11 protein-coding genes are annotated in these 14529 nt (G+C 55.8%); 8 read left to right on the plus strand and 3 right to left on the minus strand.

All coding sequences use genetic code 11. The features are described 5' to 3' along the window. Positions 1 to 69 precede the first annotated feature (69 nt). On the plus strand, positions 70 to 1299 hold the full coding sequence (locus Mal52_RS25030; protein WP_145379253.1) for a hypothetical protein: 1230 nt from the start codon (positions 70 to 72) through the stop codon (positions 1297 to 1299). 50 nt (positions 1300 to 1349) lie between these two features. Beyond that, the gene (locus Mal52_RS25035) at positions 1350 to 2591 is read left to right on the plus strand and encodes a hypothetical protein (RefSeq protein ID WP_145379255.1); all 1242 of its coding nucleotides are present in this window, start codon (positions 1350 to 1352) and stop codon (positions 2589 to 2591) included. A 13-nt stretch (positions 2592 to 2604) separates the two neighbouring features. Here the strand turns inward: Mal52_RS25035 and Mal52_RS25040 are convergent, their stop codons facing one another. After that, entirely contained in the window at positions 2605 to 3915 is a 1311-nt protein-coding gene (locus tag Mal52_RS25040; RefSeq protein ID WP_145379257.1) for a neutral/alkaline non-lysosomal ceramidase N-terminal domain-containing protein, read from the minus strand. Between the two features lie 469 nt (positions 3916 to 4384). On the opposite strand from Mal52_RS25040, the gene Mal52_RS25045 reads away from it, so the two are divergent. From Mal52_RS25045 to Mal52_RS25055, 3 genes are all read left to right on the plus strand, one after another. Continuing rightward, positions 4385 to 6121, plus strand: coding sequence for a class I adenylate-forming enzyme family protein (locus Mal52_RS25045; protein WP_145379259.1), 1737 nt, complete (start codon positions 4385 to 4387; stop codon positions 6119 to 6121). A gap of 62 nt (positions 6122 to 6183) precedes the next feature. Next, positions 6184 to 6663, plus strand: a complete 480-nt coding sequence (locus tag Mal52_RS25050) for a MaoC family dehydratase (protein WP_145379261.1) — start codon at positions 6184 to 6186, stop codon at positions 6661 to 6663. Positions 6664 to 6957: 294 nt separating this feature from the next. Beyond that, a complete protein-coding gene (locus Mal52_RS25055) occupies positions 6958 to 8031 on the plus strand; it encodes a PP2C family protein-serine/threonine phosphatase (RefSeq protein WP_145379263.1) in 1074 nt (357 codons plus the stop codon). A 324-nt stretch (positions 8032 to 8355) separates the two neighbouring features. On the opposite strand, the gene Mal52_RS25060 is transcribed toward Mal52_RS25055, so the two are convergent. After that, positions 8356 to 8562: a hypothetical protein gene (locus Mal52_RS25060; protein ID WP_145379265.1), complete on the minus strand. Its 207-nt coding sequence runs from the start codon at positions 8560 to 8562 to the stop codon at positions 8356 to 8358. Positions 8563 to 9099: 537 nt separating this feature from the next. On the opposite strand from Mal52_RS25060, the gene Mal52_RS29980 reads away from it, so the two are divergent. Both Mal52_RS29980 and Mal52_RS25070 read left to right on the plus strand, forming a co-directional pair. Continuing rightward, positions 9100 to 9582, plus strand: a complete 483-nt coding sequence (locus Mal52_RS29980) for a hypothetical protein (protein ID WP_197533468.1) — start codon at positions 9100 to 9102, stop codon at positions 9580 to 9582. Between the two features lie 444 nt (positions 9583 to 10026). Continuing rightward, a complete protein-coding gene (locus Mal52_RS25070) occupies positions 10027 to 11052 on the plus strand; it encodes a prenyltransferase/squalene oxidase repeat-containing protein (protein WP_145379269.1) in 1026 nt (341 codons plus the stop codon). Between the two features lie 125 nt (positions 11053 to 11177). On the opposite strand, the gene Mal52_RS25075 is transcribed toward Mal52_RS25070, so the two are convergent. Beyond that, entirely contained in the window at positions 11178 to 12611 is a 1434-nt protein-coding gene (locus tag Mal52_RS25075) for an oxidoreductase (RefSeq protein ID WP_145379271.1), read from the minus strand. Positions 12612 to 12837: 226 nt separating this feature from the next. Here Mal52_RS25075 and Mal52_RS25080 point away from each other — a divergent pair, with 226 nt between their 5' ends. Further along, entirely contained in the window at positions 12838 to 14514 is a 1677-nt protein-coding gene (locus Mal52_RS25080; RefSeq protein ID WP_145379273.1) for an AMP-binding protein, read from the plus strand. Positions 14515 to 14529 lie beyond the last annotated feature (15 nt).

The following is a 14529-nucleotide window of genomic DNA, read 5'->3' on the forward strand; positions in this document are numbered from 1 at the left end:
GAGGGTTTTGCAACGAAATTTCACAGAATTCACAGCTGGATCGGCCTGTACGGCCAAGGAGTACTTCACATGCGAATCGCCCGTCAGATGGTACTGTTATTGGCTTTGGGCATCGCAACGTTCGTAACGACGGCCCAGGCGACGCTGCTCGCTTGTCCGTTTTGCAGCGCCCCTTCGTTGACCTTCAGCGAACAACTCGCCACCGCCGACGCTGCGGTCCTGGTGCAATGGGTCTCCGCTAAAAAAGGGAACGCGTTCGACGACGATGGCCTGGCGCTTGAGGACACCACCAAGCTCATTCCTGATCGCACCACCTACAAGATCACCCAAGTGCTGCGGAACACCAAAGACAAGACCCTCGAAAAAGGGCAAAAAATCGAACTGGCCCGCTTTCGTTCCGGCAAAAAGGGAGATCTGTTTCTGATCCTGGGCACGCAGGGGAACGAGCTGGAATGGGGCAGCCCGATCGAAGTCACCGAAACCAGCTTCAACTACATTGCGCAAGCGCCGTCGCCGGAATCAGATCAACAAAAACGGTTGGCGTACTTCCTGAAGTTTCTAGAGTTCCCGGACGAGATGATTGCCAACGACGCCTATGCGGAATTCGCCAATGCTCCCTACAAAGACATCGCGCAACTGGCCGATCAACTTCCTCGCGAAAAACTCGCCGGATGGATTACCAACGACGACACCCCAGCCACGCGGCTTGGCCTGTATGGTTTATTGCTCGGCCTGTGTGGCAAAGAGTCCGACGCGGAATTGATGCAGAATAAAATCACCGAAGAGACCGAACAATTCCGGTTGGGGATGGACGGCATCATCGGCGGTTATCTACTGCTCTCCGGCGAAGAGGGTTTGAAAGTGATCGAGCAGACCAAGTTCGTCAAAAACCCCGACAAGAAAGTCCCGTTTAGCGAAACCTACGCCGCCATGCAGGCGTTGCGATTCGTCTGGAAGTATGCGGATGACCGCTTCGAGCCGGAACGTTTGCGGCAGTCGATGCGAATTCTCCTGGAGCGCCCGGAACTGGCCGATTTGGTGATCGCCGACTTGGCGCGGTGGAAAGATTGGTCGGTGCTCGAACAATTGATGGCGCTTTACGACTCCGAGGAATACAACGTCCCCTCAGTGAAACGGGCCATCGTCCGCTACTTACTGACCTGCTCGAAAGACGATCGCCAAGGCGAAGACATCCAACCGCCACCCCGCGCCGCCGATGCCGAAAAGGCCTTAGCCGTATTGCGGCAAAAGGACCCCCGCACCGTGAAGGAAGCGGAACGGTTCTTCATTATCAATTAAGCAAACCGCAGCAACCGAATCAGCTTGCGCTGTCGGAAATGGATCGACCTATGCAATCGCCAGATCCCGTTGTCTCTCGAATTCACCGGGCTGGATTTGTCTTCTGCTTGGCTGTGCTTGGTGTGTTGCTCTGCGCTGCGACCACGGTCGCTTGCCCGTTTTGTGCCCCGACCGACACACTCGCCAATCAGATTTTTCTGGTCGATGCCACTGTGGTGGTGAAACGGGTTGCTGGCGAAGAAGGCCAAGACGGACTGCCGGGGACGACGACCGTCCGTATCGAGCGGGTGCTGCATATCTCGACGGCTTTGGCCAAGTCCTTTGTAGTTGATCAATCAGCCGACGCCAAACCGGGCGCCATGCCGCCGGTCGTTGGTGATGAGATTGTGATCCGCCGCTACTATCCCCCCAAAGAGGGAGCCCAGTACCTGCTCCGCGGCGCCGATCCGGAAAACCTGGTCTGGGGTGACAACATGATCGAGGTGGATGATGAAGTCATCAAGTATGTGATGGACGCCCCTCCCGTCGATGCACCCGCTACGAAACGGGGAGATTACTATTTGGCGCTGCTGGAAAACAAAAACCAGGAAATCGCCCAAGACGCTTACGCCGAATTTGCTTCGATGCCCTACGAAGACGTGGCTTCGTTTCGGGATCGTATGCCGCGGGAAAAACTGCGCAAGTGGATTTTTGACGAACAAATCCCCGGCACGCGACTCGGACTGTACGGTTTGATGCTGGGGCTGTGCGGCGACGATACGGATGCAGCGCTGCTGGAAAAGAAAATCCGCGAACGCTCCTCCGATTTTCGCTTGGGGATCGATGGCGTGATGGGGGGCTATCTGCTGCTCACCGGTGAACGTGGACTTGATTTTCTGGAAACCGAGGTCCTCAAAAACAAAGACATCCCCAACGGCGAATTGCTGGCCGCCATGCAAGCCATGCGGTTCATGTGGACTTACGGCAACGGACGTGTGAGCAAGCAGCGATTGCGTGCGGCGATGCGACTGCTGATTGACCATCCGCAGCATATCGACATGGCGATACGCGACTTGGCCCGCTGGGACGATTGGGACGACATGGACCGCGTCGTCGGCCTGTATGGCACCAAAGACTACGACGATCTCGCCGCCCGCGTGGCGATCGTCAAATACGTCCTCGCCGCCATCAATCGCAAACCCACAGACGACGAGACCGGCCTGCAAGAAAAAGCCCGCCGACATTTAGCTGACTTGCGCAAAAAAGATCCCAAGATCGTGCAACGTGCCGAACGTTTCTTCGACATCCGTTAGTTCTAGGTTGTGGTTACTGCAATCGCCGCACCCCTTGCAGTGCGGCTTCGACGACCTGCCGGCCTAAATCACGTCCATAAAAACTGACGCTCGCCTCATATCCGCCACGGTCGTATTCCTCAGCTGAGAGAATGTAGCTGACCCATTCATCCGCCAACCCGCCGATGACGGGATGTTTGGCCCCGGTGATCAACTCCGTATCCTTCTTGATTTCCAGTCCCAACCCCACCGCCAATTCACCCGGGACACCCACGATCACCAAATCCCCGAGACGCACAGCAACGCTGGCCGACGTGGTAGGAAACATCTTTGGCAACATCTCTTTCAAAACCTCTTCGGTTAAACCGTACTCTTTGCCACCTGTTTCTTTGAAATTAGGATGCCATGATCGTTGCGGCAAGGTAATTGTCTGCCGCACCGTTTGAAAGATGACATTCGGACGCGGGTTGATTGTCCTCCATTGCCGAAAAGCGATGACCGCGAGATCGCGACCATAAGCCTCGGCCCGCTCCCAATGACTCTCGCCGCTGCCCGACCGAGCGATCGGTGATTGGTCCCCTTCGGCGCCGTTGTAGTACATGACCGTCACATCTTGTCGGATCAACGATTCCAACGTCCGTTGCAAGTGCCCCGGCCAACCGGCGGAGAACCACATATCCTCGCCCGACATAAACGTCGGATGCGCCGTGAAATTCACCAACACCGCCAACGCGCGGCCGTCCGTTTGGTCGATGCGCGTTAGCGTCAATTCCGGGTCGATCTTCCCGCGTTGCTCGCGTCGATTTCGATTGAAGCCCTGCGTCCGGGTGCTCGTCGTTCCAATCGTCACGGGGACCAATTTTGCTTCTGCTGCTTGAATTGCTCGCGCAAAGTTGGCCACGGTGAATTCGAACAGTTCCGGATTGTGAATGCCGATCTGCGGAATTTGATACACGTTCAACGGGTTGATGGCGTTCATTTCGATGCTGGTATGCGAATGGCTGGGCAACAGCATCAAGCGTTCGTGCGTCCAACTGGGATCGTTTAGTTGATCCAACACCGCTTGCTTGAACGGTGGCGGGAACCCCAACATGTCGGCCGTCACGATCGCAAATTTTTTGCGACCGTCGGAGACCACCAACGCTTTGGCAAAAATACGATCGTGCACTCCCGTAGCCGGCCGATTGAGCCGCTCTCCATAACCGCCCAGCGGCGCTTTCATCGCCAACGGCGGAGTGAGGTCAACCCGCGCCACGCCTGCATGAAGTTCCGCAGCATGAACCACAGCGGAGGACATCAGCAACATCGCGGACGTGGCGATCAGCAAACAAATATTGCGCATCATGAATGGACCCTATCGGAAGGAGTGAAAGACCGAATCGACATCACACCATAGCATAAAGAGGATTTTTTTATGACGCCAAACACCCGCCCGGTAAAGACGATGCCCCGAATCTCCTCCATTCACAAAATCCAAACGCAGAAATCGTAGGAAAATTCCTTAGGATTCACCATCGAAACTCGATAATGAATAGACTGAAATAGAGAATACAACGGTGTCCTCGTTCCGTGTGCGACATTCGTTATCAAGCAATAGCACGCTCGTAATACGTTAACTTCACGGCTGCATAGTATGCTGCCCACTTTCAGGCACGCAACTGGAAAACTGTCGTGAGTCATTTTCAATTCCACCGCCGTTCGTCCTATAATCCTGCCAGCATCCCAATGGGCAGGGTTGGGCGAGGACAGTGGATGAAGGCATAGCTCACCGCCATTCACATTTCATCGAAAACTGTTTCATCTCGCAGGCTATAATGACTGAACTCACTTACCGCGAGGGTGTCCCGCAATACACGCTCGAACATTATGAAACCGACTACGCCGACCGGCATTTACTACATGGGGTGATCCGCAAATGGGCCGTCGAAACGCCCGAGCAAATCGCGATCATCGATGCCGAGACGGGCAATCAATATACCTACCGGGAATTTGATGAAGCCATCACCGCGCTGGCCCTGCGATTATTGAATCTCGGTTTCGGTCCGGGTGACTTTCTGGCAACGTCATTGCCGTTGTACGTCGAACACATTTTCTTAGAGTACGCCTGCTTTCAATTGGGTGTCATCCACGCGCCGCTCGACTTGCGACTCAAGGAAGAGGAAATCGTACGCTCACTGGAAATGATCCAGGCCAAGGGTTACGTCTTTCCCGGCGACACGGGTGTCGTCGACCTATCGCACCTAGGCCGCATTGTGCAGGACCAATGCCCATTCGTCGAGCATTTCATTCAGATGTCGCCGGACGGCGAAACCATCCCCGGCGCGCTGGCCTACGAAACCTTTGCCGCTCAATCCATTCCCGCCGACTCCGACGTGCATGCTCGCTATGCCGAAATCACAGCTGCGGTCAAACCGACCGACGGCGCACAGGTGATTTATACGACCGGCTCGACCGGCCTACCCAAGCCCGCACTGCTCACGCACCGCAACATCACTTGCCAAAACATGTGTTTAGGCGGTGGTTTTAATATGTCCCAGGCGAAGCGGCAACTCGTCAATCTGCCCCCTTCGCACGTTGGGTGCCAGGCCGAACAATTGATGACCAGCTTCTTTTGCGGCATCACAGCTGTAATTCTGTATGTGTTCGACGCCGAAAAAACACTGCGCGCCATTCAGGAATATCAGGTCGACTTGTTCGGACAGATTCCGGCGATGTTCAACATGCAGCGTTTGCTGCCCAACTACGACAGCTACGATTTGTCGTCTGTTCAAGCGGTGATGTTTGGCGGACAACAAGTTCCCACGCAATTCGTCGAACAGGTGTTGGCCGAGTTCCCGAGTTCCGCGACCGGTTTGGGACTTTCTGAAATGGCTGGGTTTGTCACGTATACACCGGTGACCCGCGACGTGCGTCAATTGACTGAAACGCTGGGGTGGTGGATGCCCGTGACGCCGCTGACGATTCGCGCGCCGATGAATGAAGATGGAACGGCCGGTCCGGAATTGCCTGATGGCGAAATCGGCGAAATTTGTTTCTCTGGGCCGCAGGTCTTCCGGGAATACGTCGGCAACCCCGAAGCCTATGAACGGACCGTCACCCGCGATGGCGTCTGCTACACGGGTGATCTGGGCGCAAAGAGCGAGCACGGGCTCAAATTTTCGGGACGCTCAAAATTAGTGATCAAACCCAAGGGATACCAGATTCATCCCGCGCAGATCGAAGAACATTTCTCCCGCATGAAGGAACACGTGGCCACCTGTGGTGCGGTAGGCGCGGATCATGCGATTTTCAGCGAAGGTGTCGTGCTGTTCATCGAGCTGAAACCGGACGCCACCTTGAGCCGCGACACTTTAGAAGAACACGCGCGCGAAATCGCATCCTACATGCGACCCTCGCACTATGTGCTGATGTCGCCCGGTTCGTTTCCACTCAACCGTGTCGCCAAAAGCGATTACGTGCGATTGCGGGAAATGGCCACCGCTGAAGTCGAAAATCTACGTGCTGAGGGGGGGTGGGATTGCGTGAAACCCGAAGCATCCCACAGCACCTAAACGCCGTCCCGCCCCAAATTGGATCGGGGGAAGTTCAAAGTTCTATCAATCGAGCAACGCCAATGAGCCAGCAACAACGCGTGGAAGAGATCCGCCAATTCTATGAATCCGGGTTGGTTTCTGATTGGCATACCGCAGAGCAAGAGAACATCAACCAATTCGGACGCGCCACGGGTGACGAGGATTGGCTACACACTGACCCGGAGCGGGCGGCCCGTGAGAGCCCGTTTAGTGGAACGATTGCTTTTGGTTTTTGGACAATCGCAATGCTGACTCACTTGTCACGGCAAGCGGCCGGTCAGGATTATCCCGAAGGCGCACAATTCGGCATCAACTACGGATTCGACCGTCTGCGGATGATGGCTCCGGTCCGTGTCGGCAAACGCATTCGCTGCCACATCCGGCTCTTGGATGTCACGCCCCGCGGCGATTCACGCATCCTGGTCAAAACGGAAAACACCATCGAGATCGAGGGAGAGGAAAAACCCGCACTGGTCGCCGAATGGCTCGTTATGATGTTTTATCCAGAGCAGACCGGTTGATTCGACACAGCCAGTTCTCCCCGTCGGGGCCTTGCCGGTCGCGATGAACGCCGCCGTTAATAAGTCGTTATCGCTGATGTCTCCCCAAGAAAATCGGCTCAAAAATCAGACGACGGTCAACTGTTCATCGCCCTAGGCACTCGCTATGATGCGCTCTCAAATGACCAATTTCTAGGCGAGTTGGGGACTGAATGACGTGTGTCCGGCCGCTCGCAAGCACGTGAATCGCGTGAACATGCTCGCCAGAGTTTCTCGTGATCGACACGATGTTGTTGAGCATGAAAGCGTCGCTCCATGGCCGTAAAATTTGTCTTGATCCTTAGTGTGATTGCCCAATTGACGGCCGCCGGTCTGGCGTTGCGGCTGAATCAATTGTACCGCCGCCGATCCGCTTGGATTTTCATCTCCGCCGCTGCCATCGTCATGACCATCGGCCGTGCCACGAGCCTGGTTAGCACATGGGGTGAGCGACTCGCTGATGCAGAGGCCGATGCCGCATTTTGGACCGAAAGCCTAATCGGTCTCTTGGTGTCGATTTTACTCGTGGCTGGAATCGCCCTCATTGAACCGCTGTTTGTGGAGCTCCATAAAGCCGAAGCGTTGCTCAGACGCGATAAGAAACGGCTGGAGCAGGTTGTCCGGCGAAACGAAGACGAGTTGCGCATCGCCCGGCAAATTCAGGAAAACCTATTTCCCGAGGAACCGCCCGACATCAAAGACTACGATGTCGCTGGGGCATCCAAACCGGCCGAGTGGGCCAGCGGTGATTATTTCGATTACATCCCTATGCACGACGGCAGCCACATCGTTGTCGTAGCCGACGTCAGCGGACATGGCATTGGCCCGGCGTTGTTGATGTCCGAAACGCGGGCTTTTCTCCGGTCCCTGGCTCAGACGCGCAACGACATTGGCGAAATCCTGACACTGGCCAATCATGCTGTCGCCCAGGATGTCGAAGAGGGACGCTTCGTGACCATTTTCATGGCGCGACTGGAATCGGAATCCTCATCCACGACATACACCAGTGCCGGGCATAACGCTTATCTGCTGCGAGCCAACGGCGAAGGGCAGGTCCTGAGCCCAACCGGCATCGCCTTGGGCATTGATGAAAACGCTGTGATGAACAACTCCCAGCCCATCCAACTGGAACGCGGCGATCTCATGCTACTGGTGACCGACGGGATTTTGGAGACAACCGATGCTGAGGGCACGCTGTTCGGCGAAGAGCGTCTGTTCGAAGTAGCGCGACAAAGTCGTGACGGCTCAGCGTTTGAGGTGGTTGAATCCATCTTCAAAGCTGCTGATGACTTTTCCGCCAGCAGCACTCAAAAGGATGACAATACCGCCGTGGTTGTCAAATACCGCTGAGGCACTGCGACTCCCGAGTCAGCGTCTGATCCGGCGCAACGAGTCGCTGAGTGCTTTGCAAAAACCTGAAATTTGGGATGCGACTGGCTTTGCCAGTGCTTGGTAACCACTTCAAACACTTAAAACTGGCGCTGGTAAAGCCAGTGGCAGACACCTCTAGGGTTTCCTCCCTGACAACGCGCTGCATCCGCGAGTTTTATTGCGTTTTTTTACATCAAACCACGGGCTGCATCTTAGATGGCTCGCTGAATGTAAAATCGCCAAAATCCCTGGTCGTGCAGCGCGTCGTTTTTACAAACTCTCGATGCGCAGTCAACGCGGCGACTAGAGAAAGATCGTGTCATTTAAGCAGTCGTGACGATCGTCGTTCCCCGTGGATTGCGCATCCTCATTGCGCAGATTGTCGACCGCTTCTATGACTTTCAAACGGTCGACTTCGGCGATAAGTGCCGAAACATGTTTGCGCCACAAGGGGTTGCAATACGCAGTCTCAAGGAGATGTTTGATTTCCGCCAATTCGGCGTCGGTCATGGGAGAGGTCATCGTGATCCGGCCCGCTGGAATTTTGAGAGAGATTTGTCAGGCTCAGAGCATTGCTGCGCTCCACCTGTACAATTGAGAGGCGGGATGACCTGTGCAGTTTTTGTGCCAGGATCAATTGAGATTGATCGCTTGCAGACGCAAGCAGCGCGTCGGGAGAGGTGAAGTGAATTTGACGGGAGCCTGTGGGAAAGGGACTGCGATTTATTCCCACCGCGCAGCAAGAAACGCCCGACAATGCGGGCGTTTCTCGACAATACGATTCCTCTGCGAAAACTCAATCTCTGTCGATCATCGGCGTCAATTGTGTTGCGGTTTTCGCGATCAGTTGGCTTGGCGGAGTTGGCGATGAGTTCCTGGGAAGGAAGGCACGATTTCCTTCCTCCCCAGGCATTCTACTCACGTTCGCAAAGCAGCCGATTTGGTTTGCAGCACTCAGGATGTTCATCCCAGCCAGCAGCTTTGTATCCGATAAACCAATCAGTCAACTAGGGAGCACAGCAGCCAGCAGCAGCCGGAGCACAGCAGTTGGCCGGAGCCGGGGCACAGCAGCTAGGAGCGGCTGGGGCACAGCAGGTGGCCGGTGCCGGAGCACAAGCGGCGGGGGCACAGCAAGTTGCCGGAGCCGGGGCACAGCAGGCCGGGGCACAGCAAGCGGGGGCACAGCAGCTGTTGCAGCACTTTTTCTTCTTGAACTTACGGCACATCTTTTTGAACCAACCGCACTTTTTCTTTTTGCAGCAGCAGGTGTTGCAGCATTCAACTGGAGCACAGCAGGTCGTCGGGGCGCAGCAAGTTGTGGGAGCCGGAGCACAGCAGGCGGCCGCGGGGGCACAGCATGAAGGCGCAGGCGCACAGCACGAAGGTTCGGGGGCACAGCAACCACGTTTGTGCTTACCGAACAAGCCGGCGTCGGCTTGGCTCGTGATGGCACAACAGATCATCAATGCCGCAGTAAAGGTCATCCACTTCATATCAGAGCATCTCCTAATTTTGCTAATGCGAACGTGAGCGACACCCTCGGTTCACAGGAGGCGAATCACGCCGTTGGTTCGAGGATTCTTGTCGCCCATCAAGTCATTTTGGGTAAGACACTATTTTTTTCGGCGATCTCACGAATCCAGGCACATCGAATATTGAGATCGGACCGTAATCGGGCGAATCCCGCTAGCGATGGGACGATTATTTCGATTGGCGCGATCTCTCCATGCACGGATATCCTCCGGAATACGTGCAATCGGCGTGACCCTATCTCATTGAACCGCGAGCCGATTCGCTAAGCCATTCCGAGCGATTTTCGCAGCACACAATTCGCTCCCTTTTGAGCCGATTCCCACCCCACAGGTCAAACAGGCCTTGAGAGAATCAAGCTTCTAGCTACCATTAACTAGGGAGAGTGTCCGCACGAGGACAAAACTCGCCCGCTGTTTTGTATTCCTCATCGAGGTCCCTTGGATGAACCGCGTACTTGCACTCACCCTGGCTTGGCTCGTTTTGGCATCTGGAGCCGAACTCCAGGCAGCACGCAAAACCGACCCCAAAGTCGCCGGTGCTGTCCAACGTGCCTTGGATTATCTCGCCCGCGAACAACGGCCCCAGGGTTACTGGGAAGCCCAACACTCCCAATACCGCGTCGCCATGACCGCCCTGGCGGGAAATGCGTTGCTGTGCGAAGGCTCAACCACCACCCGGGGAAAATACTCCCGGCAGATTCAGCTAGCCGTCGACTACTTGATCGAACGCTCCCGCAAGAACGGCCTGATCGGCTACCAAAACGATTACCACTACATGTACGGTCACGGATTCTCCATGCTGTTTTTGTCGCAGGTGTTCGGCGAAGAAGAGAAAGAACAGCGCCGCGAAGAACTCAAATACGTCCTCACCAAAGCTGTCGATTTTTGCGGCAAAGCACAAACCAAATCGGGCGGTTGGGGTTACGTCTCCGCAAAAGACGGTAACGATTTTGACGAAGGCTCAACCTGTATCACGCAGGTACAGGGATTACGGGCCTGTCGCAATGCCGGGATTCCCGTCCCCAAGGAGATCATCGATAAAGCGGTGACCTACATCGAAAAATGCACAACCAAAGAAGGGGGCGTGCAATACTCCATTCGCGGCGGCGGAGCCCGTCCTCCGATCACTGCAGCGGCGTTGGCCTGCATGTTCAATTCCGGCGAGTACGAGTCGGAATACACGAAGCGGCTGCTGGCCTACTGCAAAAAGAACCTCACCGTCACCGGCGGCTCCTCCCGCTCCTTCGGCCATTGGCATTACGCGCACTACTATTACGCACAGGTGATGTATCGGCTGGATGGCAACGAATGGGACAAATACATCCGCGACCTCAGCAACACCATTCTCCGCCGCCAATCGGCCGACGGCAGCTGGAAAGAGGGGCACGTGGGACCGGTCTACACCACAGCAATCAACGCCACAATCCTACAACTCGAAAACGGCTTCCTGCCGATTTACCAGCGCTAAGACTTCCAAAAAACTTAGCCACGGATTCACACGGATGAAACACGGATAAATGTCGTTGTCTCGCGTTTCACAAACGTGTCCTTCACTCTCCGTGCCTCCGTGGTGAACTATTGGCGACCACACAGCTAGTCATCTTGCGACTCAGCCGACTGCTTGACTTCGTCCCAAAGCGGCCCGTACACCTCCTTATCAAACGGCGGGCAACCGGTCGCATACTGGCCCAGTTCGTTGTGCTTGGCGCGCATCAAATTCGTGCAATACGAAAACGTGCGGCAGACCTTCTTGCGGTTGAGACTGCCGGTCTCCTGAAGCGTTTTGACGAAATCGGGATGCGACAACGTCGCTCGGCCAAAACCCACCAAGGCGATGCTGCCGTTGGCCACGTTGGCGGCGCCGACGTGCGGGGCGAAATCTTGCAACCAACTGTATCCGCTCCCCACAACCGGGACCTCCCCGACCGCTTGTTGGATGCGCCGCGAAATGCGAAAATGCCGCGCAATGCCGTCCAGCGGATGTTCGGGTGAGTGATAACCATCCACCGGCGGAAACTCCGCCGGACGGACGATGTGCGGATTCGCGTAAGGGTTGCCCATCGAAACACTGAGCAGTTGCATTCCCCATTGCTTCAGATTCTCCACCAACTGCACCGGTTCGTCGAGCCATTCCTCGCGATGATTCTCTGGGTTGGTTCCAAAAGCGACCTGCAGCGGTAACTCGTGCGGATACGGCTCGCCGATTTTGTCCTCGGCCCGGGAACGATAGGGAATCCCGTCGTACGCGTTGAACCGCGTCGCCAAAATCAGCTCCGGCACTTCCGCCGCAATCCGCTGGGTGATATTGCGAATCAACCGCGTCCGATTCTCAAAGCTCCCGCCATACTCGCCCGGACGATGCTTGGCCCCCAACAATTCCGACAGCAAATAGCGGTGGCATTGTTTGAGGTCGATGAAATCACAACCCACCTTGGCCGCCAACCTCGCCGCTGCCAAATATTGATCCTCGATGCGTTTCAAATCGTCATCGGTCAGCACCGGATACGACGCATCGATGAATTTCCCCGTCGATTTATCCAGCGTGATCGGATCGAGGATCGGATCGTGGCACACAATCTTTGGTTTGCGAAAACTAAATCGTCCCGAATGTGTCAGTTGCAAACCGAGTAACAAATCGGCATCGTCACCAACCGACTCACGATGCGCTGCCCGGCAATCAGCCAGCATTTTTTCCAACCCGGCGGCGTTGTCGTCATTGATCAACAACTGCCGCGAATTCATCCGCCCGTCGTCGGCGATCGCGGTCGCCTCGCCCCAGATCAATTTCGCGCCGCCGGCACCGAATCGCAGGTACCGTCGATAGGTCAGTTCATCGGGATGCCCATCCAACGTGCCGTCACAACCCTCCATCGGATGAATCGCAAACCGATTACCCACGCTGCGGTCACCAACCGCTACCGGCTGAAACAATGGCGCAAGGTCTTCGGTGGCGGGAATGTCATACCCCAACGTCGCCGCATCGGCGGTCACATCGCTGGGGGTCTTGTACTTAAAGAAGCGAGCCATAGAGGGATATCAATGCTAGGGAGAATGAACCGTCAGTTTTCAAACCAGTCGCTATAATACTCGCGCAACAACACATCGGCCATCCTATGCGAGCTGTTGCCCCTTTTTTCACATTGCATATTGAGTCTGTTCTACACGTTTGCAATCACAACCGATAGAATACAATTCGCACCGTGCAGACGATTCCACGGCTTTTCGACGCGACTTGTCCAACAGGAGGCAATCCATGACGGCCGCCGCTTCTCCCCCCTGGGTCGACGGACTGACGATTGGTGAGATGCTCCGCGAAACCGCGCGGCAATCTCCTGATGCCGACGCGCTCGTCTTTCCACAACTCGACCGTCGCTGGAGTTACGCCCAACTCGACGCCGACGTCGATCGCGTCGCCCGTGGTTTGCTGGCGCTGGGTGTCGATCTGGGAAGCCATGTCGCCGTCTGGGCGACCAATTGGCCACAATGGGTTTTACTGCAATTCGCCACCGCACGGATCGGCGCCGTATTGGTCACGATCAACCCCGCCTACCGCGCCTTTGAACTGCAGTACGTCCTCAAACAGGCCGACATCGATACGCTGTTTTTATTAGACAAATTTCGAGGTTCCGATTACCGCGCCATGCTGAATGAAGCGGCACCCGAACTGGCTGGCTGCGATCCGCAAAACGTGCAACTCAAAGACTTCCCCAAACTGCGGCACGTCATTGCCATCCAGGGCGAGCCAACTGTCGGCATGTCGAGTTGGGAGTCATTTCTCAAAGGGGCCGACGCGGTCTCAGACACCGAACTTTCCCAGCGAGAAAGCCATCTAAACCACGCAGACGCAATCAATATCCAATACACCTCCGGCACGACCGGTTTCCCCAAAGGGGCGACACTCACCCACCGCAATTTGTTGCTCAATGCCTACTACATCGGCCAGTGCCAACAACTAACTGCTGCCGACCGCATTTGTATTCCTGTACCCTTTTATCACTGCTTTGGCTGCGTGCTGGGCGTGCTGGGCGCCGCTGTGCGGGGAGCGGCGATGATCATCCCGGCCGAGCATTTTGATGCCGAAGCAACGCTCGCCGCAATTGCCACCGAACGGGCGACGTCAATCTATGGCGTGCCGACGATGTTCATTGCCCAATTGGATCACCCCACACGTTCGACACTCGATTTCAGTTCCCTACGGACCGGGATCATGGCGGGCAGTCCTTGCCCGATTGAGGTGATGCAGCGGGTTGTCGACGACTTGGGAGCCCGCGAAATTACGATCGCCTATGGACTGACCGAAGCCTCGCCGGTGATCACGCAAACCCGCACGGATGACCCCTTGGAATTACGCGTCAAAACCGTCGGCCGGCCGCTGCCTGATGTGGAGGTCAAAATCGTCGACCCGGCCACCGGCGAGGAATTGGGCGACGAACAACAGGGAGAACTCTGCGCACGCGGACACCTCGTCATGCTCGGCTATTATCAAATGCCCGATGCAACTGCGGCCGCCATCGACGATGATGGTTGGCTACACAGCGGCGACCTCGCCGTGCGGTTACCCAACGGCTATTACCGCATCACCGGCCGCATCAAGGACATGGTTTGTCGCGGCGGCGAGAATATCTATCCCCGCGAAATCGAGGAGTTCTTATACACCCACCCCGCTGTGGGAGACGTCGCCGTCGTCGGTGTGCCCGACGCAAAATACGTCGAAGAACTCGCTGTCTGGATCCGCCTCAAACCCGACGCAACATTGACCGAACAAGACGTACAACAATTCTGCCGCAGTAGCCTGGCGCACTATAAGGTGCCACGCTACGTCAAATTCGTCACAGAATTCCCGCAAACAGTGACCGGAAAAATCCAAAAATTCAAAATCCGCGAAACGATGATCGCCGAGTTGGGACTCGATGAGTCTGAAACAGCGTGACTAAAAAAAATCACC

It is taken from the genome of Symmachiella dynata, from assembly GCF_007747995.1.
Taxonomy (GTDB): Bacteria; Planctomycetota; Planctomycetia; order Planctomycetales; family Planctomycetaceae; genus Symmachiella; species Symmachiella dynata.